Below are 26290 nucleotides of genomic sequence, written 5' to 3' on the forward strand. Positions count from 1 at the left end.
CGGCTCAGGCGTTCCAGCTCCACTCGGCGACCTCGGGCAGGTCGGTGCCGTGCTCGCGGATCCAGGCGTGGTGGCGGGTACGGGCGTCGGCCATGCGCTGGCGTACGGCCGTGGCGCGCACCGCGAGGCCCGGGACGCGGTCGATGACGTCCATGACCAGGCGGTAGCGGTCGAGGTCGTTGCGGACGACCATGTCGAACGGCGTGGTCGTGGTGCCGGCCTCCTTGTAGCCGCGCACGTGCACGTTCTGGTGGCCGGCCCGGCGGTAGGCGAGGCGGTGGATCAGCCACGGATAGCCGTGGTAGGCGAAGATCACCGGCTTGGTCGTGGTGAACAGGCCGTCGTACTCGAAGTCGCTCATGCCGTGCGGGTGCTCCCCCTGGGGCAGCAGCCGGGCGAGGTCGACGACGTTGACGACCCGGACGGACAGCTCGGGCAGGTACCGGCGGAGCAGGTGCGCGGCGGCCAGGGTCTCCTGGGTCGGGACGTCACCGGCGCAGGCCAGCACGACGTCGGGCTCGGTGCCGTCCTCGGTGCCCGCCCACTCCCAGATGCCGGCGCCGCGGGCGCAGTGCACCCGGGCCTCCTCGATCGACAGCCAGTCGAAGCAGGGCTGCTTGCCGGCCACGATGACGTTGACATAGTCACGGCTGCGCAGGGCGTGGTCGGCCACCGACAGCAGGGTGTTGGCGTCCGGCGGGAGGTAGACGCGGACGACCTCGGGGCTCTTGTTGAGGACGTGGTCGACGAAGCCGGGGTCCTGGTGGGAGAAGCCGTTGTGGTCCTGCCGCCACACATGGGAGGTCAGCAGGTAGTTGAGGGAGGCGATGGGGGCCCGCCAGGGCAGCCTGCGGGAGGTGCGCAGCCACTTGATGTGCTGGTTGACCATGGAGTCGACGATGTGCACGAACGCCTCGTAGCAGGAGAACAGTCCGTGCCGGCCGGTGAGCAGGTAGCCCTCGAGCCAGCCCTGGCAGAGGTGTTCGGAGAGCACCTCCATCACCCGTCCGTGCCGGTCCAGGTGCTCGTCCACGGGCAGGGTCCCGGCCTGCCAGGACTTGCCGCTGGCGTCGTAGACGGCCTGGAGCCGGTTGGAGGCGGTCTCGTCCGGGCCGACCAGGCGGAAGTCGCGCCGGTCGGCGGTGTCGCGCATGACCCGGGCGAGGAGGTCGCCGAGGACCCGGGTCGGCTCGTGCGTCGTCGAGCCGGGCTTGTCGACGGGGACGGCGAAGTCGTCCAGGGACGGAATGGGCAGATCGCGGACGAGCAGGCCGCCGTTGGCGTACGGGGTGGCGCCGAGACGCCTCGTGCCCTCGGGGACGCAGGCGAGGACGTCCGCGACCGGGCGGCCCTCCGCGTCGAACAGTTCCTCGGGCCGGTACGAGCGCAGCCAGGTTTCCAGCTGCCGCAAGTGCTCGGGGTTGTCGCGGACGCCGGACAGCGGCACCTGGTGGGCGCGCCACGTGCCCTCGACCGGTTCGCCGTCGACCTCGGCCGGGCCGGTCCAGCCCTTGGGGGTGCGCAGCACGATCACCGGCCAGCGCGGGCGCTCGGTCGCGCCGTCCTCGCGGGCGGCGCGCTGTGCGGCGGCGATGCGGTCGAGCGCGGTGTCCATGGCCGCGGCCATCGCGCGGTGGACGGTGGCCGGTTCGTCGCCGGCGACGTGGATCGGCTCGTGTCCGTAGCCGCGCAGCAGCGCGTCGAGCTCCTCCTCCGGGAGGCGGGCGAGGACCGTCGGGTTGGCGATCTTGTAGCCGTTGAGGTGCAGGATCGGCAGGACGGCACCGTCGTGGACGGGGTCGAGGAACTTGTTGGCGTGCCAGGATCCGGCGAGCGGCCCGGTCTCCGCCTCACCGTCGCCGATCACGCAGGCCACGAGCAGGTCCGGGTTGTCGAGGGCGGCGCCGTAGGCGTGGGCGAGGGAGTAGCCGAGTTCGCCGCCCTCGTGGATCGAGCCGGGCACCTCCGGGGCGACGTGGCTGGGCACGCCGCCGGGGAAGGAGAACTGCCGCATCAGCAGCTCCATGCCCCGCGCGTCCCGGGAGGCGTCCGGGTACTTCTCGCTGTAGCTGCCCTCCAGCCAGGAGTTGGCCAGGACCGACGGTCCGCCGTGGCCCGGTCCCCAAATGCACAGGGCGTCGAGCCCGCGCGCCTTGATCACCCGGTTGAGGTGGGTGTGGACGAGGTTCAGCCCGGGTGAGGTGCCCCAGTGGCCCAGCAGCCGCGGCTTGATGTGCTCCGGCCGCAACGGCTCGGTGAGCAGGGGATTGGCCAGGAGGTAGATCTGACCGGCGGCCAAATAGTTGGCGGCCCGCCAGTGGGCGTCCAGCGTGCGCAGTTCCTCCTCGGTCGGGGCGGTCGTGCTACCGGTCCTGCTGTCCTGGCGCGGGGCCTCGGGCATGAGTGACTCCCTGGGTTCTGCGGGCGGCCTCAGGAGGAGTACCAGTTTGTTCCGGTTCGATGCCAGGCGCCTCTCGGCCATGCCGGGCGCACCGCAGGGGGCAGCAGCCCGCCCGCGCGTCGCAGGGTGGGCCGCCGGTGCCCTCGCACTGCTTGGCCGCCCGCCCGGGGGACGCCCGGGCGGACGGCCCCCGGCCCGTTCTACGGCAGGGCGGCGGTGTGGAGTGCCGTCACGGCGTCGGTCACCGCGTCGGTCGCGGGAGCGAGGACGTCGGCGCCGGGCCGCGGGCCGCTCTCACCGCCCTCGGGTTCGGCCTTGTCGCAGCAGTCCACGGGTGCGAACCGCGTCTCGTACCGCTCCTGGTTCAGGTCCCCGGGTTTGTCGCTCGGTGGTTCGGGCCGCTGCCCCGGCGGGGCCTCGCCGTTCGGCTGCCGCTCGCGCTCCTCACCGCTCTCGCGCGATGGGTCCTCGGCCCGCTTCCGCCGGGGCTCCCCCGGGCCGCCGCCGGCATCCGGCGCTTCCACCGTCCAGCGTTGCGCCGCGGAGCCGTCGCGACGGGTGACGATCACGCCCCGGCCCTCGCCGGGGGCGACGGCCAGTCCCCTGCCACCGCGCGGCAGCAGTTCGCCGCGCACGGTCAGGTCGTAGCGGACGACTCCGGCGTGCACCAGGCAGCCGGCCAGGACGACCGAGCCCTCGGCGGGGTCGGATCCGAGGCACAGGGTGGGGTCGGCGCCGCTGCGCAGGACGCCGTCCTCCTGGTACGACCACTGCTGGGACCCGCCCGTGGAGCAGGCGGTCAGCACGATGCGCGCGTCGGCCCGGGCCCGGCCGCCCCGGACGTCGAGGCACAGGCCGTCGTCGAGGTTGCGCAGGCGTCCCCGGGCCACTTCTGCGGAGCTGCCGGCAGAGGCGGCCGACGGGGCGCCGGCTGACGAGGACCGCTCGGACGAGGCCGCCGTGGAGTCCGGTTCCCCGGGGGCGGATCCCGCGCCGTCCGGGGCGACGGAGTGGCCGCTGACCGCGCCCCAGGTGGCCCGTGGGCCGGCGGTGCCGCTCTCTTCCGTCCAGCCCCGGGCGGTGAGCAGGGTCGCCAGCAGCACGAGGGAAGTCACCCCGATCGCGGCGGCCAGTGCCTTCGTATGCCTCCTCGGGGACAGGGACCGGCCGGTCGCCGGGTCGGCCCGGGGCCGGAAGCGGTGCCGTCCGCCGACGGGCAGGGCGCTTCGGCCCTCGTCGCGGCCGCGTGACGCGAGGTAGCGGCGGGCGCCCCAGCCGAGCACCGTCTCCACGAGCAGGTCTTCCAGACCGCCCTCGAAATGGCTGAGTTGTTCGGCGGCGTGACGACAGTAGCGGCACGCCATGAGATGCCGCTGCACATCCGGCAGCAGGGCCCCGCCGCGGCGCATGGGAACGTCCAGCAGGCGGTTGTAGTAGCGGCATTCCTGCGACGGTGCGAGTTCCCGGTGCGCCCGTACGCATCCCGACCGGAATTGCTCGCGCGCCTGCAACAGGGCGGCCGAAGCGGTGGCGGCGTCCACTCCCAGCAGACCGGCCGGTACGGATATGGGCTCGGCCTCGACCTCCGTGTGCCACAGCAGGCATTGGGACGCACCCGGAAGGCCCCGGAAAGCGCGCTCCGCGAGGCGTCGCCTTTCGGGTGTGCTGGAGCGGGCGGCGCGCAGGCCGCGGGCGCCGACGGTTTTGCGGAGTTCCGGGAGTACTCCGGAAATACCGTCGTCGGCGGCCCACTTCCCGACCGTCTCCCGGACCGTCCTGAGCAGCCGCGGACGCAAGGCACCGCCGCCCGGCCGGGCGAGTTCCTCCCGGAAGGCGGCGGCTGCCGCCATCGCCGCGGAGTCCTCCGAGGACGCCAGGCAGATCACGGCGTACTCATAGACCGAGCGCCAGTGCCGCGCCAGCAACAGCGCGACGGCGCGCGGCGCTTCGGCGGGATCGCCGACCCGGGCGAGAAGATTGCGGTCGGACTCCGCAGGCCCCGCTCCGGGTCGTGGCGGGTACGGCGGGCGTGGGGGGTTGGGGGATTGCACGGAACCATTTCCTTCCAGCCGCAGAACGGCAGGCGAATTGCGCGTCCGTCGGAAAGCAGGTGCGTGATTGGTGCATACCTGTGCCGTGTCAGCTGCGGACCCGGCTGTGAGGTGGCTCACTTTCGCACATGCGACTCACTGGTAACAAGGAGTTCGGATGACCCGAGTTCAAAACGCGGGAATGTCAAATATGTTACCGGCGGTATCCGCACCGGCTTTCGAAACAAGGCCGCCCGCGGGCACAAGGTGTGTGCATGCAAGGGCGGTTGGTACACGAAATCTCCAACTGCACAGCGCGCTCCCATCCGGCTCCCGGCGGGCTCTCCGCTCCGCCCGCCGGCATGGGCCGCATGAGCACCCCCCACGCCTCCGCCCGGGCCACCCCCGCTCCCGCCGTCCGCGCGGGCCGCGCCGTCCGCAAGGCGGTCGTCCCGGCCGCGGCCCCGGCACCCGCCTCCTGCCCGCCACGAAGGCGACGCCCAAGGAGATGCTGCCGGTCGTCGACAAGCCGGCCATCCAGTACGTCGTCGAGGAGGCGGCAGCGGCGGGACTGGACGATGTCCTGATGGTCACGGGCCGGCACAAGCGGGCCATCGAGGACCACTTCGACCATGCCTTCGAGCTGGAGCAGACCCTCGCGGCCAAGGGCGACACCGTGCGCCTGGACGCGGTGCGCGACCCGGCACGGCCGGCGAGCATCCACCACATCCGGCAGGGCGAACCGCTCGGCCTGGGCCACGCCGTGCTGTGCGCCCGCCGCCATGTCGGCGACCAGCCGTTCGCGGTTCTCCTCGGCGACGACCTGATCGACCCCCGCGAGATCCTGCTGAGCCGGATGCTCGACGTCCGCGACCGCCTGCTCGGCAGCATGGTTCCCGCCCGGGCAGATCCACCGCTACGGCTGCGCCGCCGTCGAGCCGACCGGCGAGGAGGGCGTCGTCCGCGTCACGGGCGTGGTCGAGAAGCCGGCTCCGCAGGACGCACCGAGCCGCTACGCCGTCATCGGCCGCTACGTCCTCGACCCGGACGTCTTCACCGTCCTGGAGCGCACCCCGCCCGGCCGGGGCGGCGAGATCCAGCCGACCGACGCCCCGGAGCAGCCGGCCTCGGGCGGCACGGTGCACGGAATCGTCTTCGAGGGCCTGCGCCACGACACCGGCGACAACGCCGACCAGCTGCGCGCGGTGGTCAGGCCGGCCTGCGAACGCCCCGACACGGGGCCGGAGTTCGTGACATGGCTCAAGAGTTCCTCGGGGAGCTGGACGGCGCGCACCCCGGGCACCGGGACCTGGCGGCCTGACATGCGAAAGCCCCGGCACCCGGCCGGGGTTCCCGCACACGCGGCAGCACGGTCAGCTGTTGGGCCGCAGGGTCCACACGACCGTCATCTCGCCGGTGACGGCACCGTCGGCCCGCTGAAGGGCGATGGCCACCGGGAACTCGGGGCGCTCACCGGCGTCCAGCTGGGCGACGACCTCGGCGGCCGGGCGGCCCAGAGTGGCCGTGGCGGTGACGGCGCCCATCGCCAGCTTCTTATAGGAGATCTCGGCGCTGACGGCGAGCGGCACGGCGCGCGAGAGCTGGTCCCCGAACGCGGCCAGCACGATCGCCCCGCTCGCGGACTCGCCGAGCGTGAACATCGCACCGGCGTGCGGGCCGCCCACGTGGTTGTGGAACTCGGCCTGGTCCGGCAGCGACAGCACCGCCCGCTCCGGCGAGGTCTCGAGGAACTCGAGGTTCAGGGTCCGGGCCATGGGCACCGTGGCGGCGAGCATCTCGCCGATGGACATCTGGTCTGCGCTCATGGCCGCATGTTACTCACGAGTAGAGACCGCTGACCAGGCCGTGTGACGACCGCCGCACCGGCCCGCACGACATCCTCACCGACCGCTCCCCGGGTTGCTACGTCTCCGTCCACGGGCAGTGACCGAATCGTGTCCGGGGCGCGGCTAGGGTGACTGCTCATGTGGCCAGGACAGCAGCCGCCCGGGGGCGAGCAGAACCCGCAAGCGAACAACCCGTACCAGCAACCGGGGTACCAGCAGCCGAATCCGTACCAGCAGCCGGGGTACCAGCAGCAGCCCAACCCCTATGGGCAGCAGCCGCAGTGGGGCACCCCCGCGCCGGCCGGCGCGCCGCAGCCCCCGCAGGGCGGTGGCGGCGGCAACCGGACGAAGCTGGTCGCGATCATCGCCGCCACGGCGGTGGTCGTCGCGGCCGGTGTCACCGGCTTCCTGGTGCTGGGCGGCGACAAGGACGACACCGCGGACGGCGGCAAGAGCGGCAAGAAGGACAAGGCCGCGTCGAGCACGCCGTCCGAGGAGCCGAGCGCCGGCGCCACCGGCGGCAATCCCCGCGGCGGCGAGGCGGCGCAGCCCACGGTCAAGGGCTGGAAGGTCGTCATCAATCCCAAGTGGGGCACGGCCTTCGACGTCCCGGCGGACTGGGAAGTGGCCTCCCCGACCTCGTCCGTCTTCTTCGAGGACGAGAAGTCCGACGACGGCAAGCCGCTGATCCTCATGTCGGCACCGGCGTTCTACAAGTCCAAGTGGTGCACGAGCGACGACAACAAGGACGGCCGGACCGAGACGGAGTCGCTGGCCGGGGCGGGCACCAAGGGTGCCGACGGTGCCAAGGACACCGACGAGGTCGCGGTCAACCAGGTGGCCTGGTGGGTGTACGGCGGCTACACGCAGCCGGACAAGAAGAGCGTCAAGGCCGACGACAAGGCCAAGCCGTACACCACCGCCTCGGGCGTGAAGGGCAGCGTCGCCTGGGCGCACTCGGAGAACACGCCCGACAAGGGCAAGTGCGCGAGCGACGGCAAGGCGGTCACGTTCGGCTTCAAGAACTCCGCCGGCGACTTCGTGGCGTGGAGCTTCTTCGGCGCGAAGGGCGTCAAGGGCGAGGTGCCCGAGAAGACGGTCCTGAAGATCCTCAGCACGGTCCGGCTGCACGGCGAGCCGACCGGCGGCTGACCCCCGGCAAACGGAACGGGCACGCTCCCTGCCGCAGGGGGCGTGCCCGGTTCACCGAAGCATCGCGTGGGGATCACCCCTTCAGACCGAGGGGGGCCTGCCTCAGCCGATGCCGAACGCCCCGTCCGGGGGCACGGGTGACGGCACGGCATCGGCGTCCTCCACCGGCCGCGCGTCGCCGATGAATTCCCGCAGCCCGGCGCCGTGTTCGACCCGGGCCGGGAAGGCGTCGGCGGCGGTGAGCCGGGCCAGGGCCGCGGCGTCCACCGGCTGATGACCGGCGACGAGCACGGCGTTCCCGAACCGCCGTCCCCGCAGCACCCCCGGCTCGGCGATCAGCACCAGTTCGTCGAAGGCGGTGGCCAGGGTGGCGAGTTGCGACCGGAGGAAGGCGAAGGGCGCGGAGTCGGGGAGGTTGGCGAGATAGACCCCGTGTCCCCGCAGCACCCGCGCGGCCTCACGGACGTAGGCGACGGAGGTGAGGTGCGCCGGCACCCGGGATCCGCTGAAGACGTCCGCGAGGAGAACGTCCGCCGAGGCCGCCGGGGCATGCTCCAGCCACTCCCGGGCGTCCGCCGCGTGCAGGGCGACGTCCGCGCCTTCCGGCAGCGGCAGATGCCCGGACACCAGCTCCAGCAGCCCCCGGTCGGCCTCGACGACGTCCTGCCGCGAGCCCGGCCGGGTCACGGCCACGTACCGGGGCAGGGTGAGCGCCCCTCCTCCGAGATGCGCCACGTCCAGCGCCCGCCCCGGCTCGGCCACGACATCCAGCACGTGCCCGAGCCGCCGCGTGTACTCGAACTCCAGGTGCGCGGGCTCGTCGAGATCGACGTAGGACTGCGGCGCCCCGTCCACGGTCAGCAGCCAGGCCCGTTCCCGGTCGACGTCCGGCATCAGCTTGGCGGTGCCGTGATCGGTGGTCCGCGTCACGGGGATGGGATCGTTCACTCCTCCATTGTGCGGTGGGGCAACGCGGCGCGGGGAACTGCGCGACCAGCCCATGGCGGCCCGCAGCTCCCCACAACCTCAACCCACCACGGTCACGGTCCCGGCCCCGACGGTCCGCCCGCCCTCACGAATGGCAAACCCGAGCCCCGGCTCCAACGGCACCTCCCGCCCCAGCTCCACGGTCATGGCAACCGTGTCGCCGGGCCGGGCCACGGCCACCTCGCCGAGGTCGACCACCCCCACCACATCCGCGGTCCGGATGTAGAACTGCGGCCGGTACCCGGAGGAGACGGGCGTCGTCCGCCCACCCTCACGGGCCGACAGGACGTAGACCTGCGCCGAGAAGCGCCTCCGGGGCTTCACACTCCCCGGCGCCGCGACGACGTGCCCCCGCCGGACGGCGTCCCGCGGAACGCCCCGCAGCAGCATGGCCACGTTGTCCCCGGCCTGCGCCTCGTCCATCGGCTTGCCGAAGGTCTCCAGACCCGTGACCACGGTCTCGACGCAGGCCCCGAGCACTTCGACCCGGTCACCGACCCGCACCACACCCCGCTCGACCGCCCCGGTCACCACGGTCCCCCGCCCGGTGATGGTCAGCACGTTCTCCACCGACAGCAGGAACGGAGCGTCCAGATACCGCTCCGGCATCGGCACGTACGTGTCCACCGCGTCGAGCAGCGCCTCGATCGACGCCGTCCAGCGCGGGTCCCCCTCCAGGGCCTTCAAGCCGGAAACGCGTACGACGGGTACGCAGTCGCCGCCGTAGCCGTGCGCGGTGAGCAGGTCGCGGACCTCCAGCTCGACCAGGTCGGTCAGCTCCTCGTCCCCCGCGTCGGCCTTGTTGAGGGCGACCACGATGTGGTCGACACCCACCTGCCGGGCGAGCAGGACGTGTTCGGCGGTCTGCGGCATGATCCCGTCGAGCGCGGAGACGACGAGGATCGCCCCGTCGAGCTGGGCGGCGCCGGTGACCATGTTCTTGACGTAGTCGGCGTGGCCCGGCATGTCGACGTGCGCGTAGTGCCGGGTGTCGGTCTCGTACTCGACGTGCGCGATGTTGATGGTGATGCCGCGCGCCGCCTCCTCGGGCGCCCGGTCGATCCGGTCGAACGGCACGAACGCGCCGCTGCCGCGGTCGGCGAGGACCTTGGTGATGGCGGCCGTCAACGTGGTCTTGCCGTGGTCGACATGACCCATCGTGCCGATGTTGAGATGCGGTTTCGTACGGACGTAGGCCTTTTTGGACATGGCTGTACCTCGAAGCGTGTGATCGGCGGAGAAGAAGTGGGACCCCGAGTGCCTGCCCGACCCTCCCCTTGCGGGGTCCGCCGGACGAACCGGAGAGGGTCAGCTTCGGGCGCCGTCCATGACGGCCGTGAGATCGGCGACAGCAGCCTTCGGGGCATCCGTGACCACGGATGCTGCGAGGGTGAAGGCGTGCCGGAACATGTCGTCGATCATTGCCGACGCTTTACCGCACGTCGAATGGTTTTAGGTTGCCTGCGCACAACGCTGCGCGCCCCCTTGCGCGCCCCACACCGCACCCCGGCCTGTGACGCTCGTGAGACGAACCATACGGCGATCACACACATTTGTCGGTTAGTGTCACCGGATGCTCGATGCCACCACCCGCTCTGGGGGCACCGCCACGGCCTCTCCCCGGGCCACCGCCGCGGAGCTCGCCGTCGCCGTTCCCCCGGCAACGAACGCCTCGCCCGCCGAACCGACCCGTTTCGCCGCCCGCTGCACGAGAGTTCTGCTGTCCCCGTGGTCGCGGCTGTCCCTGCTCGTCGTGCTGCTCGCCGCGGGTGCGTGCGGCGTGCTGCTGTTCGAGCCGCAGCGGCTGCTGACGGAGGGCTGGCCGCCGCAGCTCGGCGGTGCCGCGGCGGCGGCGGTGTTCGCGGTGGCGTACGGCGTGTGCACCGTGGCGTTCGTGCCGAGGCCACTGCTGAACCTGGCGGCGGGTGCTCTGTTCGGTTCGCAGCTCGGCCTCGGCGTGGCCCTGGCGGGCACGGTGCTCGGAGCCGGGATCGCCTTCTGCCTGGGCCGGGCGCTGGGGCAGGACGCCCTGCGCCCGCTGCTGCGGGGGCGCTGGCTGAAGGCCGCGGACGGCCAGCTCAGCCGGCACGGCTTCCGTTCGATGCTCGCGGTGCGGCTGTTCCCGGGTGTGCCGTTCTGGGCCGCGAACTACTGCGCCTCCGTCTCCCGCATGGGCCTGCTGCCCTTCCTGCTGGCCACGGGCCTCGGCTCGATCCCGAACACCGCCGCCTACGCCGTCGCGGGCGCCCGTGCCTCCGCCCCGACCTCGCCCGCCTTCCTGATCGCCCTGGCGTGCATCGCCCTGCCCGCACTGGCGGGCGTGGTGATGGCGTGGCGCAAGCGGCACCAGCTGCGCCGCCTCTGACGCCCTGTCACACCCGCCCGGCTACACCCGTTCCAGCACCATGGCGTTGGCGAGTCCGCCCGCCTCGCACATGGTCTGGAGCGCGTAGCGGGCGTTCCGTTCCCGCATCGCGTGCACGAGCGTCGTCGTCAGGCGGGTTCCGCTCGCGCCGAGCGGATGCCCGAGGGCGATGGCCCCGCCGTGCACGTTGACCCGGGCCAGGTCCGCGCCGGTCTCCTGCCGCCAGGCCAGGACGACGCTGGAGAACGCCTCGTTGACCTCGAACAGGTCGATGTCGTCGAGGGTCAGCGACGCCCTGCGCAGCACCTTCTCGGTCGCCGGGATCACGCCCGTGAGCATCAGCAGCGGGTCGGAACCGGTGACGGCGAAACTGTGCAGCCGGGCGAGGGGGCGCAGTCCGAGCCGGGCGGCCGTCTCGCTCGACGTGATGAGCACCGCCGAGGCGCCGTCGTTGATCGGGCTGGCGTTGCCCGCCGTGACGTTCCACTCGATCTGCGGGAAGCGCTCGGCGAAGACCGGGTCGTGGTACGCCGGCTTGAGCCCGGCGAGAATCTCGGTGGTGCTGCCGGGCCGGACGCACTCGTCGCGCGCGACCCCCTCCAGCGGCGCGACCTCGGCGTCGAACAGGCCGCTCTCCCAGGCCTCGGCTGCCTTCCGGTGCGAGGAGACCGCGAAGGCGTCCATCTGCTCGCGGCCGATCGACCACTTGGCGGCGATCAGCTCGGCGCTGATGCCCTGCGGAACGAGTCCCTCGGGGTAGCGCTCGGCGACCCCGGGCCCGAAGGGATCCGCGCCCGGGGGCACGTTCGACCACATCGGCACCCGGCTCATCGACTCGACCCCGCAGGCCACGACCAGGTCGTACGCGCCCGACAGGACGCCCTGCGCCGCGAAGTGCACGGCCTGCTGGGAGGAACCGCACTGGCGGTCCACGGTGGTGGCGGGCACCGACTCCGGGAAGCCCGCCGACAGCACGGCGTAGCGGGTGGTGTTCATGGCCTGTTCGCCGACCTGGTCGACGGTGCCGCCGATGACGTCGTCGATCAGCGCCGGGTCGATCCCGGACCGTTCGACGAGGGTGCGCAGGGTGTGGGCGAGGAGCTCCACAGGGTGGACGTGCGCCAGGGCGCCGTTCGGCTTGCCCTTGCCGATGGGGGTGCGTACGGCTTCGACGATGACTGCGTCACGCATGTGCGGGCCTCCACGACTACCGGTGAGTAGGAAATCCGAACTCACCGTAGCCCGCTGGGTTGGAAAATCCAACCCTCTCCTAGACTGGCTCTCATGGCCGCCCGCAAAGACCCGCGCCCCTGCTCCATCGCCGACACCCTCGCACTCGTCGGCGAGAAGTACTCCCTGCTCGTCCTGCGGGAGGTGTGCCTGGGCAACGGCCGGTTCGACCAGCTGGTCCGCAACACCGGCGCCCCGCGCGACATCCTGGCCACCCGGCTGCGCCGTCTGGTCGACGCCGGGATCCTGGCCAAGCACCTCTACAGCGAGCGCCCGCAGCGCTTCGAGTACCGGCCGACCCGCGCGGGACTGGAACTGGAACCGGTGCTGATGACCCTCATGGCCTGGGGCGACCGCCACCTCCGGCCCGACGGCGACCGTCCGATGCTCCTGGAGCACTCCTGCGGCCAGGCCCTCGCCCCGGCCGTCACCTGCCGGGCGTGCGGCGACGAGGTGCGCCACGAGGACCTCACGGCCCGCCCCCAGACACCCGGATGGACGGTGACCGGGCCCAGCGCGGCCTGATCTCCGCTGGTCGGGAGCGGCATCCAAACCCCTGTGTCCGGGCGGCCTTCCAGGGGCGCTACGCTTCCCCCTCGGCACACCTGATCCCCCGTTCCCGCAACGGCGGTCCGGTGTGCCCGTCGTCCGTCCCACGATCGGCACTTGGACTCCGTTACCTCATGTCTTGGTTCGAATCACTCATCCTCGGACTCGTCCAGGGGCTGACCGAGTTCCTCCCCGTCTCCTCCAGCGCCCACCTGCGGCTGACGGCGGCCTTCTCGGGCTGGAAGGACCCGGGTGCGGCCTTCACCGCGATCACGCAGATCGGCACCGAGGCAGCCGTGCTGATCTACTTCCGCAAGGACATCGGACGGATCATCTCGGCGTGGACGCGCTCACTGACCAACAAGGCGCTGCGCAGTGACCCCGATGCCCGGATGGGCTGGCTGGTGATCGTCGGCTCGATCCCGATCGGCGTGCTCGGCGTGACGCTGAAGGACCAGATCGAGGGACCGTTCCGCGATCTGCGCATCACCGCCACGATGCTGATCGGCATGGGCATCGTCCTGGGCGTGGCCGACCGGCTCGCGGCCCGCGACGAGAACGGCGGCAAGCACCGCGCGCCCAAGCAGCGCAAGGCCCTTGCGGACCTGGGCGTCCGGGACGGCCTGATCTACGGCGTCTGCCAGGCCATGGCGCTCGTCCCGGGCGTCTCGCGCTCCGGCGCCACCATCAGCGGTGGCCTGTTCATGGGCTACAAGCGCGAGGCCGCGGCCCGCTACTCCTTCCTCCTCGCCATCCCCGCGGTGCTCGCCTCGGGCGTGTTCGAGCTGAAGGACGCCACCGAGGGCGGTCATGTCTCGTGGGGCCCGACGATCTTCGCGACGGTGATCGCCTTCGCGGTCGGGTACGCCGTGATCGCGTGGTTCATGAAATTCATTTCGACCAAGAGCTTCATGCCCTTCGTCTACTACCGCATCGCCCTGGGCATCGTCATCATCGTGCTGGTCAGCATGGGCGCCCTTAGATGGGATCAGAGGCGATTCGATCGCTCTCGACGTGATCATCTCCCAGTCGTCTCCCACTCTCCCAGCACGCAGCGAAGGCCCCCGTGGACGAATCCGCGGGGGCCTTCTTCCTGATCCCTTTCGGGACCAGGACGGGGGTCCACCTGGGGGGTGAGCCCAGCCCCCGCCCTGGCCATCCTGTTCTAACGCTTGCAGCGTGCATGCGTCACTGTTAAATCGTTCACTCGTTCGAGTGAGTTTGCTTTTTCTTTACCGAGGAATCGAGAACCGCCCACCCGCCGCCGAGGGGGTGCTCGCGACGGGTGGACGGCTCATCCGGCACGGGCCACGCCGACTGGTCCGTGCCGGGTTTGCGAGGGGGGTGGCACTGCTTCGGTAAGCGCATTCTGTTACGCGCATGTTACAGATGGTTCAGTTGTCAACCAACGCGCTCCGTTGACCTGCACTTCGCCTACCCGCCCTAGATCGAGAAATGCCAGATCTTTCAGGCTGACATGTGATCATCTTCGGCAGAGCGTGTCCAGGGTGCACCAACCCGATGACGACGCCTGGCTCACCGAACACTGCCGCGCCATCGGCGACCGCATCCGCGCCGAGCGACTCCGCCAAAACCGCACCCAGGAAAACGTGTACCTAGCAGCCGGCATCAGCCGCTTCACCCTCCAAGAGATCGAAGCTGGACGCGCCAACCCGACGCTCAAGCTGCTGCTGCGGATCTCCCGAGTCCTCGACACCCCACTCTCCAATCTCGTGTAGCGGCCCGCCGCCGGTGACGGGGCTGTCCCGGCGACGGGCCCGCGGCCGCCCGTAACGGGGCGTCGGGGCGGCCGCCTTCCGCTACCAGCGTCGGCGCGAGCTGGCAGCGGGGACCGGGTAAGTCTGCTGCTGGGTCGGCTTACACGGCTGCCTGTGCCGGTAGATGGTGACCCCGGGCCCGGTCGCGCCGTCGACGGTGGTCTCGTCGTAGTCGTCGCCTTCACGGAGTGGCATGTCGCAGCGTGCGCAGATCACTGATCGGCTCCTTCGGGGCGTCGTGCGGCGGTGCACGGTGGGCAGGCGTACACGTTGATGTCGAGGTGGTGCGCGCCAGAGTTGCCGCGGGAAGTGCCCGCGGGCAGGCCGCCGCCTGCGAGGGAGGAGTTGCAGTAGCAGCAGTTCCAGCCCTGGTACTGGCCGTATGTCAGCTCAATGACGGGCGGCGGCGTGAGGCGGATCATCGCGCGCCCTCAGATGCGAGACTGCGCAGGGCCCGGCGGTCAGGGCACGGCTGGTTGCGGAGGCAGGCGCGGCAGTTCGCGATGTGGATGCGGTACACGCGGGCCGCCAGCCTCTGGACGCACGAGTCGCAGCCACGGGGGAACACCGTCACCCCGCTGGGCCCGGGCCGCTCGCCGAGGTCGACAGCGGTCTCGATCGTGAGTCGGGTCTGGCACCAGACGCAGGCCGCGCCCCGGGCCTGTAACCCGGACAGGCTCGCGACCCTGGGGAGCGGTAGCAGAGCAAGCGCGGATGCCTCGGCGCTGCTGCTGGTGCGCGTCTCCCCTGCCACGAAGGCCTCCACGGTCGCGGTGATCCGTCTCACACCAACGACCGTAGAGGCCCCCATCTCGAGCAGAGGACCGGAATCCGGTCCCCTCTCTACGCAGCGAGGATGCCCACCTCCACCGCCAACTCCGAAGCGCGGCGCCGGCGGGCCGCCTGCTTCGACTCGAGCTCCTCGAGGATGATGCGACGGGCGTAGCCGTTGTACGCGATCGTCTCCGGCGCGGCGCGGTGCGCCTTCTCGAGCGTCGCGACCGCGACATCAGGCTGCCCGTCCAGCTGGTAGCCGCGCGCCTCCTCGATCCGGTGGCGGGCGCGCCGGGGCCGGGACGGGATAGTGACTTCGTCCGCTCGAGCAGCCTGCCGCACGGACTCGCCGCCCTGGTGCAACTCGACAGCCACAGTGACGGCGTGGGCGCCCATGATGGCTTGCGAGAACGAGGTGACCGGGTGGTAGTAGTCGGCTGGCAGCCTCGTGGCCATGTCGTTGGCCTGGTCCCAGTGCCGCCACGCCGTCCCGGTCTCCCGCCGGCGGGCGGCCGTGTAGCCGAGCTCGAACTCGAGCGCCCCCGCAATGGCGAGGACGTCGTCGCTGGCGTCCGGGAGGAGCGGCTCGAGGAAACGGACGGCCTCGACGTTGATTGCGTCGGCGGCGTCGAAGTGCCGCGGGCCGGAGTCGCGATGGGCCTGGGCCAGCAGCCACGCGGCGACACCGATGGCGTGGGGATCCCCCGAGTCCTGGGCGGCGACCATGCCGCGCTCGGCGACACGCCACAACAAGCTCGAGTCCGGCTGGTAGGCGATGAAGAACTGGCTGAGGCTGTACGTCTGCGCGAGGAGCGCCTGAGCGCGGCGCCGCTCGTTGCTCGAGTCCGCCGCCCGCACCAGCGCCTGCGCGTCCTGAATGAGACCCGGCAGCAGCCGGCCGATGACCTCGCGGTGGTTGGGCGCCTGGTGCCGGGCCTTCCACGCTGAATGCAGACGGGCCTCGAGGTGCGCCACCGGGGGCGGCTCAACACTCGATGCGAGCGCGAAGTTGTCCACTGCGGCTTTGACCGCTGCGAGGCGGGGATGGCCGGGGCCGATGAACAGATTCACGTGCGTCTCCGGGAGACCGGTCAGGTCGGCAAGGTCGCGTACCCGGAGGGCTTCGGCGATCCGCATCACCATCGCGAGGCCGGGGGCCTGCTGCTGCCCGTTCTCGATCTTCTTGAGAGTGTGCGGTGACACATCGATGAAGTCGGCGAGTTGTGCGCGGGTCATGCCCCGGCGCTCGCGGAGGATCTGCACCCGCTGGCCGAACTTCAGCGGGTCGGCGTACGGGTCCGGGGTAGCATCGGATGGCATGGTCTCGCCCTTCTCCTGGTACGGGTCGCACTGTCCAGGGTAGGGGCGGGGCCGTTTTCGTGTGAGGGGCTTGTGACGTCTGGGCCGCGTAGGCTGGTCTCATGTCCCCCGATCTTGTGACCGCGCCTACTGGCGTGCGCTCGGCTGCCGAGTTGAACCAGGCGATCCGCGCGTTGTGGTCGCATCCGGCGGTGCCGCTGACGGCGGAGCAGCGGGAGGAGTACGGGCGGCTGCTGGCCGAGCTGCTGCGCGTCGAGCGCGGGGACGTCACCGCAGCGGCATGAACGAGGCCCCGTCCGCCGTAGCGGTACGGGGCCCCGTGCGTCCGGTCAGCCGAGGATGTGCTGGAGGTACCAGACCCCAAGCGCTGTCCAGCCCACGGCGAACACAACCGCGCCGGCCTTCGTGTGGACCCGGAACCAGCGGCGGGTCGACTCGCTGAGCGTGTCGCCCTCCCGCGCCGTCCGCAGCGCGTACACCTCGAACGCCGCGCCCGCCAGGATCAGACCACCCCACACCGCGTCGCCGGTGTTCACCGGCCTGCCGCCTGCCACAACGCGACCCCGAGCGATCCCATCGCTACCAGCACCGCCGCCGACGGCAGAGGCCAGCGCGCCTTCTCCAACGCCCGAAGCCGCGTCTCGTGGTCCGCGACGTCCTTACTGACCTCGGTCAGCCCCTGAGCGATCCCGTCCAGCTTGGTCTCGACACGGGTCAGGCCATCGCTCAACGACCGCAACTCCTGGTACATCTGCGCGGGCGGGATGTACACGCCCGAGTCTGGCACGGTCACTCTCTGGCCTCCGACGCCCCGTCCGTCCGCAGCCACGACGGCAGCAGGCCCTGCACGCTCGGCAGCGCCATCACCCGAGCGAAGCCGCCCGCCACCGCCAGCGCGCCCGCCACCCACGGCAGCGACTCCGGCACACCCGACGCCTGCACGATGAACGGCAGCGCCAGCGCGATACCCACCGCCGTCTGAAGCACCGTGCGCACGGTCCGCTTCGTCTCTTCCTTCGGCATGATCAGCCCTCCTGCGATCCGTCGGTGACCTCGACCGACACCTTCACCACCGCGTCCGCGATGGCCTTCTCGACCGCAGCCACCACCGTGGCCGTGTCGACGTCCTCACCGACCATGCCCGCGAGCTTGGTGATCGCAGCGGACTGCGCGGCGAGCGCCGTGTTCGCCTTGTCCAGCCGCTTCAGGATCTCCGTCTGCACCGACGAGAGCGTCCACGTCGGGTTCGTCGCCGGCGCACCCGGAACGACGATCACGCCGTCCAGCTTCAGCACCGCCTCCGCGACTTCCTTGGCAGTGGGCATGTCGTCCTCCTCGCCCGGGTTCCAGCCCGGCTCGTGCTCCAGCCGCTCGGCCACCGCCGCGCGGAAGTCCTTCATGTCGAATCCGCGCGGGTCGACCTTCCAGTCCGACCACTCCAGGTGGCCGATCCCAGACTTCGGGCCCCAGCCGTGCGCCCGGCAGATCGCCGCGGTGGCCCGGACCGTGGCGTCGTACTGCACGCGGGGCCACGGGTCCTTGCCGTCGCCCTTGTTCTCGCACTCCCAGCCATAGAAGCGGGCGTTGCCGTCGACCGCTCCGTCCGATCCGTCATGCTCGCGTGGGGCTGGCGGCCGGTCGCCGTACGACTCGTCGATCACGGCTTGCAGCACGGCCCCGTCGCCGCCGCCGGCGTGGTTGGCGCGGCCGTTGCCGGTGAGGTGGACGACGCCGTCCTTGGTGATGCAGCCAGTGGCGAGCGGCCCGGGCAGGGCACTATGACCGCGGAAGATCAGCCCCACGACGTCCGTTCCCGGGCCGGTGACGGTGTGGTGGATCTGCACCCCGTGCACCGGGCCCCAGGCGCCCCGGTGGTTCCGGTTGTTGGTGCGCCAGCCGGGAACCTCCCGGACGGTCACACCCTCCGCGCGGAGCGCCGCGACCAGCCGGTCAGCGGTCAGTGGAGTGGCCATGGCCTACTCTCCCGTCTCGGTGATCTGCCGCTGCACGGTCGTCGCCTGCTCGAACCGCAGATCCAGCGACCAGCCGTCCGCGCGCAGCGCGTTGTACAGGACGCCGTACCACTCCAGCAGCTCCTCGTCCGTCGGCGTCGGCCCCTCCGCGATCACCGACGCCTGCAACGACATCTGCGCCGAACCGCCCGGCGTCGCCTTCTGAGCCGTGATCAGCAGCGGCGTCCGGTGCGAGAACACGGCCGGTGTCGGGTCAGTCCACTGCAAGGCCATGAGCGCCTCCTCAGGCGAGTCGTCGGATGTGCATGGAGGAACCCGCCCCCACACGGGTCGCGGTGGCGCTGGACGTGAACTGCGCCCACATCAGGGCGATGGTCCCCGCGGTGCTGCTCGTGGTGATGACGCCTTCCTCGATCGCGAGGGCCTGGTTCGTGGCGGAGGCGCGGGTGCCGTAGCGCACGGTCGTGCCGAAGGCGTGGACACCGGAGCGGTGGTAGCCGCCGTTCGCGGCTTGCGCTGTCGCCGCTCCAGAGGAGGCGAGTTCGTAGGCTGCGCCGTTCGCGGACCGGTTCCCTGACGCCCCCGTGGGCAGGGCCCACTGCGTCTGGAACTGGGCGGCTTCGACGGCGGCGAAGTGGATGTACATGGTCACGTGGTAGACCGCGTTCGCCTCCAACGTCGCCGTCAGGTCGGTGTCGTTGGCCAGCGTCGTCGTCGATGCGCGGTCCTCGTTGGTGTTCTTGACGATGATGTCGGGCAGCATCGAGCGGAGCAGCGTGCCGGTGATGCGCTGGCCCGCGTAGATCGTCGGGTACGTAGACACTGCGAGCCTCCTACAGGGACGTGTATGCCGGGTGGGCCAGCGCCACCGCGGCGCCGGAAGAGTGAGCCTTGACCAGGCCGTTAATGGAGCGGGTCACGGTCATGGTCTGCGGGTTGATCAACTCGAAGTTCTGGAAGCGCATCGACAGCGAGGCGTTCGTGTTGCCCGTGTTGCGGAAGGACCTCGTGCCGATGTTCGCCGCGGCGGTCAGGTCGGTGTCGGTGACGGAGATCCGCCACACGTCCGGCTCCTGATCCGTGGTCCGCCAGATCTTCGTGCGGATCGTCGACCCGATCGCCTGCAACCTCACCCGGTAGTACGTGCCGGCGACGTGCGTGTACGGCGTCGTGTACGAGCCGAGCTGCGTCTCCACCCCGGCCAGCCTCTTGCGCAGGGTGATAGCGATGGTGTTCGACGTGGTGAAGTCCACCCTCGTCGAGTAGTGGTTGTTGTTGTCCACCGCGCGGACGATCGGCCCCGTGTACAGGGACGCGCCTGTGGCGAGGGCGGAGACGGCACAGTCGACGTACAGGTCCACGTCAGCCGACGGAGCGGTCTGCAACGTCAGGTGCGCGATGCCCGTGGCCGGCTGGGCGACCGAACCGACGTTGGGCGCGGTGCTGTAGTCCGCCGCGGTCCCGACGACCGTCCACGCGGCGCCGGACTCGGCTGTGCCCCAGCCGGAGGCCGTGGTGCGGTCGAAGGTGTCGTGCACCGCGCTGGTGCAGGCGGTGACGCGCATGACCTCGCCGCCCACCCGCACGTCGAAGGGGAACTCCTGCGGCATCTCCGCAGCGATCGCGGGCCGAAGCGTCACCATGTCCGACCAGAGAATGTCTGTGGCCGGCGGGAAGTCCGGCACCGTCGGGCTGCCGTTCCCGAAGGCGGCGCCGGCGGGGGCGGTGGCGGTGACCTCGAACCACGTCCACACGTCGGCGGTCACGGAGAGACCGTTTGCTGAGGTGGAGAGGTAGTTGCCGCCTGCGTCGAACCAGTTCAGGTTCAGGTCCACCGACCTGGTGACCTCGGACATTTGCCAGCCCGACAGGGTGTAGTCGCGGCCCTCGACGACGGGCACCATGTCGGCGCCCACGTTCGGGAACTCGGCGACGCCGTCCGGGACCAGCTTCAGCGACCAGTCGCCGTTGAAGGGCGCATTGCCCGGGGTGGGCTCGCGCGTTGCCGTGCAGCCGTTGGCTGTCCAGCCGGTCAGGTCGGTCTCGAAGTCGTAGTTCGTGATGACCGATGGCGCGGCCTGGATCCACACGGGGCCCGTCGTCGTCCGTACGTCGACGGCGGTCTCGCTGGTGGTGAGGTCTTCGACGAGGACGCAGCCGTCGGTGTCCGCCCGCTCGTAGGCGCCGTTCCCCGCCGACGCCTCCAGCGCGACGTGCCACGGCCCATACGGGGTGCAGTTAAAGTCCAGCGTCCAGGTGAACTGGTCGAGGACCTCCTGATAGCCCTGAACCATCAGTTCGATCAGGTCCGGCGGCAGCCACGACGGTGGGTTGGCGATGTCCATGCGGTCGCCGATGTCGACCGCCGCTGCGGCCTCGATCATGTGCGGGGCCGCGGCGAGGTTCAGGCGCACGACCGGGTAGCGGGTCTCGTCCCACGTGCCGAGGTGGAGGAGCCATCCGGCGTGGTCGCCGGTCTGGGCGTCGGTGAAAAGGCTCCGCGTCTGCGAGTCGTCGTAGCGGCCGACGCCATCCGGCGGGGCCTGCGTGGACAGCGTCCCGGTGTCGAGCGTCCGCCGCGTCGACGAGCCGCCGGCACGCTGCACGGTGCGGTCGTTGCGGACGGCCTGGTCGTCGTCCACCGGGTCCAGTGGCGTGACCAGCCCGTCGCTCCCGGTGTAGTCCAGCACCATGGCCGGATTCTGGTTGTACATGGACGGCCGGTCCCTGAACCGGAACGCGGGATAGTAGTCGCGGGACTCGTGGAGGATGCCCTCGTCGGCGTCCGCCGCCTCCCGCATCAGGTCGAGGATCGTCGACAGGCCCTGCACGCCCATCTGTTCCTCGCTGCTGCCAGCGGAGTAGCACGGCGTGAGCTCTTCAGCGCCGAGCCGGTACAGGCGGGCCGAGGTGACCTCGCCGTTCCAGCCGACCAGCGCCCCCGCGGTGTTGCCGAACGACTCGCTGTCGTTGCCGATCGCGAGATGCCCCAGCGCGGTCCCGTTCAGCAGCCCGCTGTACCCGAGCCGGATCTCGGTGGCCGCGCCGATCGTGTTCGCAGCGAGAGTGGCTGCCGCGCCGCCGGTCCCGGACAGTGCGACGGACGACTCGCCGAGCTCGAACACGATCAGGTCGACGTCGATGTCAGCGCCGGTCTGCGTGAGCTCCACACCGACCGAGATCTTCTTGCCGTTCACCGCGGTCGCGGCGAACCCGGTGGCGAGGATCTGCGTGCCGTCCGCGTCGTACGCCCGCAGATCCATGTTCCCGGAGCTGTTGATCCACACGACCCACGTGCGGGCCGTGCCCGTCGTCGTCAGTGTGAACAGCCGGTCCGTGGACGTCACCCCGGCCGCCGGGACCGCCGCGAAGAACCGGCAGAGGATGTAGTTCGTCGCCGTGTACGGGGCCACCGCCACCCGCGTCGTGCCGAAGGTGTACGTGGGGAGCGGCGCCGATGCCGCCCACGCCGAGTACGCCGCCGGCGTCACCCCTCCCGACGCCGGAATGACCATGGCGGGCTGGCCGTCCATGCCCGACGCGAAGCGGGTCGCTGACGCTTCGTCCTCCATGGGCCAGTAGGAGACGATGCTGGAGCGGGAGACGTTGGTGAACTCCCGGAACATCGGCGAGCGGGTCGGCGACGCGCCTTGGGAGAGGCGGCGCATGATCCCGGACGCTTCAACGTGGCAGACGACGTCGTGCTTCGTCTCCCAGCGGGTGGACCAGGACGACACCTCGCCCACGAACCTGGTCTTGCGGTTGGTGATCGTCGACGCGCCGTTCATCGTCCACGTGCGGCCCGCGCTGTCAGCGAAGCTCGTGGTCCCCACGGCCTGGGCGGCGAAGTTCGGGCTCGCGACGATCGTGCCGTCGATCCCGTTGCGGATCTCGGCAGCGTGGCACCGCCCCACCGGCAGGGTGAACGCGATGTTCGTGCCGTTCCCGATCCGCACCGGCGACGTCGACGAGAACACCGACGTGGTGCCGGACTGGGTGACCGGGTCACCAAGTTGTACCCAGGGACCCGCCATCGTGGGCGCCGTGTAGAACGTGGCCGTGTTCCCAGACGCCCCGTTGTTGACGTCGAGCGTCACCCGCACCGCCATGCGGCCGCCCGGCCCCGGAATGGCCGGCGCGACGGTGGAGGACGCGGACAGGGTGTTGGAGCCGTCCGAGGACCACTCGAAGTACAGGCGGCCGTCCTTGCTGCCGAGCAGCCACGACTTCTGCCCGGTGATCTGGTACTTCGCGAACAGCTCCAGCACGCCGATCGCGCCGGTGCCGACCGGGGACAGCCAGTTCGCGAGGGACGCGTCGATCCTCAGGTCCAAGTCGCCGGTGATGTCGAGGCTGGCGTGGTCGACGGTCTGCGCGTAGTCCAGCGTGCTCGTGCCCGGCAGGTCCAGGTAGGTGTCCCCGGTCATCACGCTGACCCGGCACGGGGTGTTGCGGCCGATGCTGCCGTAGTACGCGCCAGAGGGGTTGCGGGGGGTGAACGCCCCGTCGCTGTTGTCGAGGGTGAAGGTGCAGCTGGAGGTGTCGACTTGCTGGCCCCAGTCGGAGCGGCCGCGCCGGATGCGGATCTGCTGCTCAGCGCGCACACGCGGCGTTACGTCCGTCCACGTCGAGCCCATCCGGAACTCGACCTTGGTCGACAGCGGGTCCTCTGGGAATGCCATCAGCCTGCCCCCTGCCCGAGCGACTTCTGGACGCTGCCGCCCCGGTTCGCGATCTCCTTACGCAGCGGGTCGAAGATCTGCTGCGCCACCACCCTGCCGTCGAGCGTGATCGTCTGGTGCACGACGATCGGCTGCCCCGCGGCCGGCGTCGGCGTGTAGCGTGCGCCCCCGCCGCGCTGGGGGGTGTTGAGCATGGACGTCCAGGCGCCCTGCTGCATCATGCGGCGGGTGTCCGGCCCGGAGTACACGCGGCTGCCGAACGGCAGGCGGACGAGCTCGGGCTCGTGCTCGCCGACCATCGTCCACCCGGAGCGCAGACCACCCGTCGCGGCGCCGACGATGCCGCCGCTGGCCTTCTTCCCGAAGGCCTTCTCGATCTGCTTCTCCATGGCCTTCGCGAGCTTGTCCATCGACCGGGCCAGCTTCTCCTGCGAGTCGGTCAGCTTCTTCACCTGCAGCTGCTGCGCCTTGATCGCCGCCCCGAACACCGCATCCGCTGTGGTCTTCCCCGCCGAACCAGCCGACTTGTTGATCTGCCCCTGCAGCGAGTTCATCGACTTGATCTCCGACGACGACGCCTGCAGCAGCGCCCCCGCCGTCTCCAAGCCTCCGCCCTCGATGCCGGCCTCGGCGATCTGCTGCAGCAGCGACGACGACAGGCCCTTCTTCTTCAGGTCGGCGAGGGCCTTGTCGAAGCTGGTGGCCTTGTCGCGGGAGGCGGTGAGGCCGCCCATGACCGAGGCGACCGTGACGGGGCCGTCGCCCTGCCGGCGGGTGATGTTCGCCGACGACAGCACTCCAGACTTCACTGAGTCCGACAGGGACGCGGCGGCCTGCTTCAGGCTGTCGAGCTTGTCCTTAGCCTTCTCCAGCGAGGCGGACACCTTGCCGAGTTGCTTCTCCCAGCTGAGGAGCTTCTTCCCGGTGGAGTCGAGGGCGCGGAGCAGCGAGCGTTCCTGCCCGCCGTGGGTGGCCTTCATGATGATGCCGCGCCACTGGTTGAGGCTGTTGATCAGCGAGGACAGGGAGTCGGGCTTGGCCAGCGCCGACCGGAACTCGCTGCGCTGGTAGCCGCCCATGACGCCGAAGTGGGAGATTGTGAGGTCGCCGCGGGCGTCCTTCCGGGCCGCCGCTTCGGCCTTGGTGACGCCGCCCCGAGCGAGCCTCAGCGTCCCGCGGTTCAGCGCGTCCAGCAGCGGCAGCCCGTACTTCTTCACCGCCGACGACTGGACGACATACTCGGTGTCCGACACCGCGGCCGTCGCGCCGGACGCGAAGGTGGCGAGGATGCTGTCGCTGCGGGGGCCACCCGGGCCCTCGACAAGGCCGCCGTTGGGGAAGTGCTGGAGGGCGCCGCCGTCGGCGTAGCCCCGCACGGGCCCGCCAAACGCGCGGAAGCGGGGCTGGTTGCTCGACTCCACCCGGCGCTGAACGACGTTGATGTAGGCGGTGCCGACGACGCTGCCGCTGATCGCGCGCACAGCCGCGTCGAAGATGCTCCGGTTGGCCCCGACCGGCACCTTCTTGCCAGGGAAGCGAGTGCCGTTGACCCGTGAGGCGGTGCCGAAGAAGGCCCGGGCGTCGGCCGTGATGTTGGCCTCGGCCTTCTTCCTGTCGAACGCGTCCAACTTGCCGCGCGCATCCCGCAACGCGGCCTCCGCCTGCGACTTGTCGGCGGACAGCTTCGCCTTCCGCTCCGCGGTGAGGCTCTTGTCGTTCAGCTTCTCCTTGATGCTGTTGAGATTCGCTTCCGCCTGCTTCACATCGAGCGTGAGCTTCGCCCTGCTGAGCTTGTCGTTGGCGGTAGCGGCGAACTCGCCGATCTTGCCGTTGACCCCGTCCAGGGTTTCCTTCGCCCCGGTAGCCCACTCGTCGAACCGCTCGTTCGACGCCTTCAGCGCCTCGCCGATACCCGGGATGTTCCCGAACGCCATCGCGAGACCGGACACCACCAGGTCCGCGGAGTCGATCGCCGTCTTCGCCATCAGGGTGAAGCCCGCGCTCAACAACGGCAGCCACTGGATGCCGGTGTTCACCATGTCGATGATCGTCTGCGCGACCGTGACGAACGCGCCCCGGATCTGGGTCTCGTTCTCCTTCACCCAGTTCGACAGGCCCCGGAACCCCTCGCCCAGGGTGGACACGTCGACACCCGAGACTGCGAGCAGCGACTCGACCAGCGCCCCGCCCAGGACGCTCGCCAGGTCCGTCGCGACCGAGAAGCCGATCCTGCCGACCTCGTTGAACGACCTGAACATGTCAGCGAGGATGTGCATGGTGGGCTCGATGCCCTCCAGCGCGCCCTCGAAGATGGACGCGAAGCCCTCAAGGGCCAGGCCCGCCCCGCGGAAGGCCTCGCCGAGCAGCGGGCCGAAGGTCTCAGCGAAGGCGCCCGAGATCTTCCCCAGCGACGGCAGGAGCGAGTCGTTCAGGAACGACGCGAACCCGCCGAGCATCTCCGACGCGCCGCCGATCCCCTGCTCCAAGCCCTCGAACATCCCCGGCAAACCGGTATCCAGGAACCCGCCCAAGAGGCTGTCCCACGCGTCGAGCGCGGGCTGAGACTTAGCACCGAAGTCGAGGAACGCCTGGGTGAAGGTGCCGACCGAGCCGGCGAACTCCTCGACCCACTTCGAGCCCATCTCGGCGTTCTTCGCCAGCGCACCCTTGAACGCAGGGCTGTCGGCGAAGCGGGCGGCCTTCTCCGTGATCCGCCCGAAGGTGTCCGCCCCCGTTTCGATGACCGGCGTGAGGTCGGCCATCGCCCCCTTCAGGGACTTGACGGCCTTCTCCGTGTGCGGGGCGACCGCCTTCTCGGCGACCTTCTTCCAGTCCTCGAACGGTTTCTTGAGCTCCTTCGCCTTCTTCTTCAGATCGTCCATCGCCAACGCGGCGCCACCACCCACCACGGCGAGACCAGTCAGCATCGGAGCGAGCGCCCCGATCGTCGGCAGCAGCGTCGTACCCAGCACCGCCGCCGCGCCGATCGCCTGCCCTTTCAAGCCCGCACCGCCACCAAGCGAAGAGCCGGCGTTCGAGGCCGCGCTGGCGACGTCGTCGAGCTGGCCGCCGACGATGCGCAGCGAGCCGCCCATCTGGCTCGCCTGCCGCTGCAACTGGTTGAGGTTGCGGTTGACCGAGTTGAAGCCCGGTCCGGTGAGGTCCCGGACGTGCACGGTGATTGTGACGTCATCCGCCATCG

22 protein-coding genes and 2 pseudogenes are annotated in these 26290 nt (G+C 70.7%); 7 read left to right on the forward strand and 17 right to left on the reverse strand.

All coding sequences use genetic code 11. The features are described 5' to 3' along the window. Positions 1 to 4: 4 nt before the first annotated feature. Both OO68_RS07380 and OO68_RS07385 read right to left on the reverse strand, forming a co-directional pair. Positions 5 to 2401 carry a phosphoketolase family protein gene (locus OO68_RS07380; RefSeq protein ID WP_033307311.1) on the reverse strand — a complete coding sequence of 799 codons (2397 nt, stop codon included), beginning with the start codon at positions 2399 to 2401 and terminating at the stop codon, positions 5 to 7. A gap of 200 nt (positions 2402 to 2601) precedes the next feature. After that, on the reverse strand, positions 2602 to 4452 hold the full coding sequence (locus tag OO68_RS07385; RefSeq protein WP_167345877.1) for an RICIN domain-containing protein: 1851 nt from the start codon (positions 4450 to 4452) through the stop codon (positions 2602 to 2604). Between the two features lie 350 nt (positions 4453 to 4802). Here OO68_RS07385 and OO68_RS43795 point away from each other — a divergent pair. Beyond that, positions 4803 to 5752 (forward strand): annotated as a pseudogene (locus OO68_RS43795) (UTP--glucose-1-phosphate uridylyltransferase). A 52-nt stretch (positions 5753 to 5804) separates the two neighbouring features. Here OO68_RS43795 and OO68_RS07400 read toward each other — a convergent pair. After that, positions 5805 to 6257 (reverse strand): DUF4442 domain-containing protein, encoded by a 453-nt coding sequence (locus tag OO68_RS07400; protein ID WP_209442554.1) that lies wholly within the window; start codon positions 6255 to 6257, stop codon positions 5805 to 5807. 159 nt (positions 6258 to 6416) lie between these two features. On the opposite strand from OO68_RS07400, the gene OO68_RS07405 reads away from it, so the two are divergent. Further along, the gene (locus OO68_RS07405) at positions 6417 to 7430 is read left to right on the forward strand and encodes a DUF8017 domain-containing protein (RefSeq protein ID WP_033307316.1); all 1014 of its coding nucleotides are present in this window, start codon (positions 6417 to 6419) and stop codon (positions 7428 to 7430) included. 102 nt (positions 7431 to 7532) lie between these two features. Here the strand turns inward: OO68_RS07405 and OO68_RS07410 are convergent, their stop codons facing one another. Next, entirely contained in the window at positions 7533 to 8378 is an 846-nt protein-coding gene (locus OO68_RS07410; protein WP_033307317.1) for a spermidine synthase, read from the reverse strand. Positions 8379 to 8456: 78 nt separating this feature from the next. Further along, positions 8457 to 9626, reverse strand: coding sequence for an elongation factor Tu (gene tuf, locus OO68_RS07415; protein ID WP_033307318.1), 1170 nt, complete (start codon positions 9624 to 9626; stop codon positions 8457 to 8459). Between the two features lie 364 nt (positions 9627 to 9990). Here tuf and OO68_RS07420 point away from each other — a divergent pair, with 364 nt between their 5' ends. Further along, the gene (locus OO68_RS07420; protein ID WP_033307319.1) at positions 9991 to 10782 is read left to right on the forward strand and encodes a TVP38/TMEM64 family protein; all 792 of its coding nucleotides are present in this window, start codon (positions 9991 to 9993) and stop codon (positions 10780 to 10782) included. 21 nt (positions 10783 to 10803) lie between these two features. Here the strand turns inward: OO68_RS07420 and OO68_RS07425 are convergent, their stop codons facing one another. Beyond that, a complete protein-coding gene (locus OO68_RS07425) occupies positions 10804 to 11973 on the reverse strand; it encodes a thiolase family protein (RefSeq protein ID WP_033307320.1) in 1170 nt (389 codons plus the stop codon). A 93-nt stretch (positions 11974 to 12066) separates the two neighbouring features. Between OO68_RS07425 and OO68_RS07430 the strand changes: the two genes are divergently transcribed. The 3 genes and pseudogenes from OO68_RS07430 to OO68_RS07440 all read left to right on the forward strand — a co-directional run bounded on the left by OO68_RS07430 (position 12067) and on the right by OO68_RS07440 (position 14300). Beyond that, the gene (locus tag OO68_RS07430) at positions 12067 to 12537 is read left to right on the forward strand and encodes a winged helix-turn-helix transcriptional regulator (protein WP_033307321.1); all 471 of its coding nucleotides are present in this window, start codon (positions 12067 to 12069) and stop codon (positions 12535 to 12537) included. A 158-nt stretch (positions 12538 to 12695) separates the two neighbouring features. Continuing rightward, positions 12696 to 13541: pseudogene (locus OO68_RS07435) on the forward strand (undecaprenyl-diphosphate phosphatase); the annotation flags it as partial. Between the two features lie 528 nt (positions 13542 to 14069). Continuing rightward, complete coding sequence (locus OO68_RS07440; RefSeq protein WP_033307322.1) at positions 14070 to 14300, forward strand: helix-turn-helix transcriptional regulator; 231 nt, start codon at positions 14070 to 14072, stop codon at positions 14298 to 14300. A 251-nt stretch (positions 14301 to 14551) separates the two neighbouring features. On the opposite strand, the gene OO68_RS46190 is transcribed toward OO68_RS07440, so the two are convergent. Genes OO68_RS46190 through OO68_RS07450 form a run of 3 tightly spaced genes read right to left on the reverse strand, consistent with a single transcriptional unit; the run spans position 14552 to position 16433 of the window. Then, the gene (locus tag OO68_RS46190) at positions 14552 to 14761 is read right to left on the reverse strand and encodes a hypothetical protein (protein ID WP_157852688.1); all 210 of its coding nucleotides are present in this window, start codon (positions 14759 to 14761) and stop codon (positions 14552 to 14554) included. Then, the gene (locus tag OO68_RS07445; RefSeq protein ID WP_157852689.1) at positions 14758 to 15126 is read right to left on the reverse strand and encodes a hypothetical protein; all 369 of its coding nucleotides are present in this window, start codon (positions 15124 to 15126) and stop codon (positions 14758 to 14760) included. The genes OO68_RS46190 and OO68_RS07445 overlap by 4 nt, the downstream gene beginning before the upstream one ends. A gap of 56 nt (positions 15127 to 15182) precedes the next feature. Then, the gene (locus OO68_RS07450) at positions 15183 to 16433 is read right to left on the reverse strand and encodes a helix-turn-helix transcriptional regulator (protein WP_033307324.1); all 1251 of its coding nucleotides are present in this window, start codon (positions 16431 to 16433) and stop codon (positions 15183 to 15185) included. Positions 16434 to 16534: 101 nt separating this feature from the next. Here OO68_RS07450 and OO68_RS07455 point away from each other — a divergent pair, with 101 nt between their 5' ends. After that, positions 16535 to 16717: a hypothetical protein gene (locus OO68_RS07455; protein ID WP_033307325.1), complete on the forward strand. Its 183-nt coding sequence runs from the start codon at positions 16535 to 16537 to the stop codon at positions 16715 to 16717. Positions 16718 to 16762: 45 nt separating this feature from the next. Here the strand turns inward: OO68_RS07455 and OO68_RS07460 are convergent, their stop codons facing one another. From OO68_RS07460 to OO68_RS07495, 8 genes are read right to left on the reverse strand one after another with little or no spacing between them, the layout of a single operon-like run. Then, positions 16763 to 16969 (reverse strand): hypothetical protein, encoded by a 207-nt coding sequence (locus tag OO68_RS07460; RefSeq protein WP_033307326.1) that lies wholly within the window; start codon positions 16967 to 16969, stop codon positions 16763 to 16765. After that, positions 16966 to 17226 carry a hypothetical protein gene (locus OO68_RS07465; protein ID WP_033307327.1) on the reverse strand — a complete coding sequence of 87 codons (261 nt, stop codon included), beginning with the start codon at positions 17224 to 17226 and terminating at the stop codon, positions 16966 to 16968. The genes OO68_RS07460 and OO68_RS07465 overlap by 4 nt, the downstream gene beginning before the upstream one ends. Beyond that, positions 17223 to 17456 carry a hypothetical protein gene (locus tag OO68_RS07470; protein ID WP_033307328.1) on the reverse strand — a complete coding sequence of 78 codons (234 nt, stop codon included), beginning with the start codon at positions 17454 to 17456 and terminating at the stop codon, positions 17223 to 17225. The genes OO68_RS07465 and OO68_RS07470 overlap by 4 nt, the downstream gene beginning before the upstream one ends. Before the next feature lie 2 nt (positions 17457 to 17458). After that, entirely contained in the window at positions 17459 to 18406 is a 948-nt protein-coding gene (locus tag OO68_RS47490; RefSeq protein WP_078625213.1) for a peptidoglycan recognition protein family protein, read from the reverse strand. Positions 18407 to 18409: 3 nt separating this feature from the next. Next, positions 18410 to 18679 (reverse strand): PH domain-containing protein, encoded by a 270-nt coding sequence (locus tag OO68_RS07480; RefSeq protein WP_033307329.1) that lies wholly within the window; start codon positions 18677 to 18679, stop codon positions 18410 to 18412. 10 nt (positions 18680 to 18689) lie between these two features. Next, positions 18690 to 19229, reverse strand: a complete 540-nt coding sequence (locus OO68_RS07485) for a hypothetical protein (protein WP_033307330.1) — start codon at positions 19227 to 19229, stop codon at positions 18690 to 18692. A gap of 10 nt (positions 19230 to 19239) precedes the next feature. Beyond that, entirely contained in the window at positions 19240 to 23088 is a 3849-nt protein-coding gene (locus OO68_RS07490) for a carbohydrate binding domain-containing protein (RefSeq protein ID WP_033307331.1), read from the reverse strand. Beyond that, the gene (locus OO68_RS07495; RefSeq protein ID WP_033307332.1) at positions 23088 to 26288 is read right to left on the reverse strand and encodes a hypothetical protein; all 3201 of its coding nucleotides are present in this window, start codon (positions 26286 to 26288) and stop codon (positions 23088 to 23090) included. The genes OO68_RS07490 and OO68_RS07495 overlap by 1 nt, the downstream gene beginning before the upstream one ends. Positions 26289 to 26290: the final 2 nt, after the last annotated feature.

The sequence above is a fragment of the Streptomyces iakyrus genome (genome assembly GCF_000717055.1).
In the GTDB taxonomy this organism is placed as follows: Bacteria; Actinomycetota; Actinomycetes; order Streptomycetales; family Streptomycetaceae; genus Streptomyces; species Streptomyces iakyrus.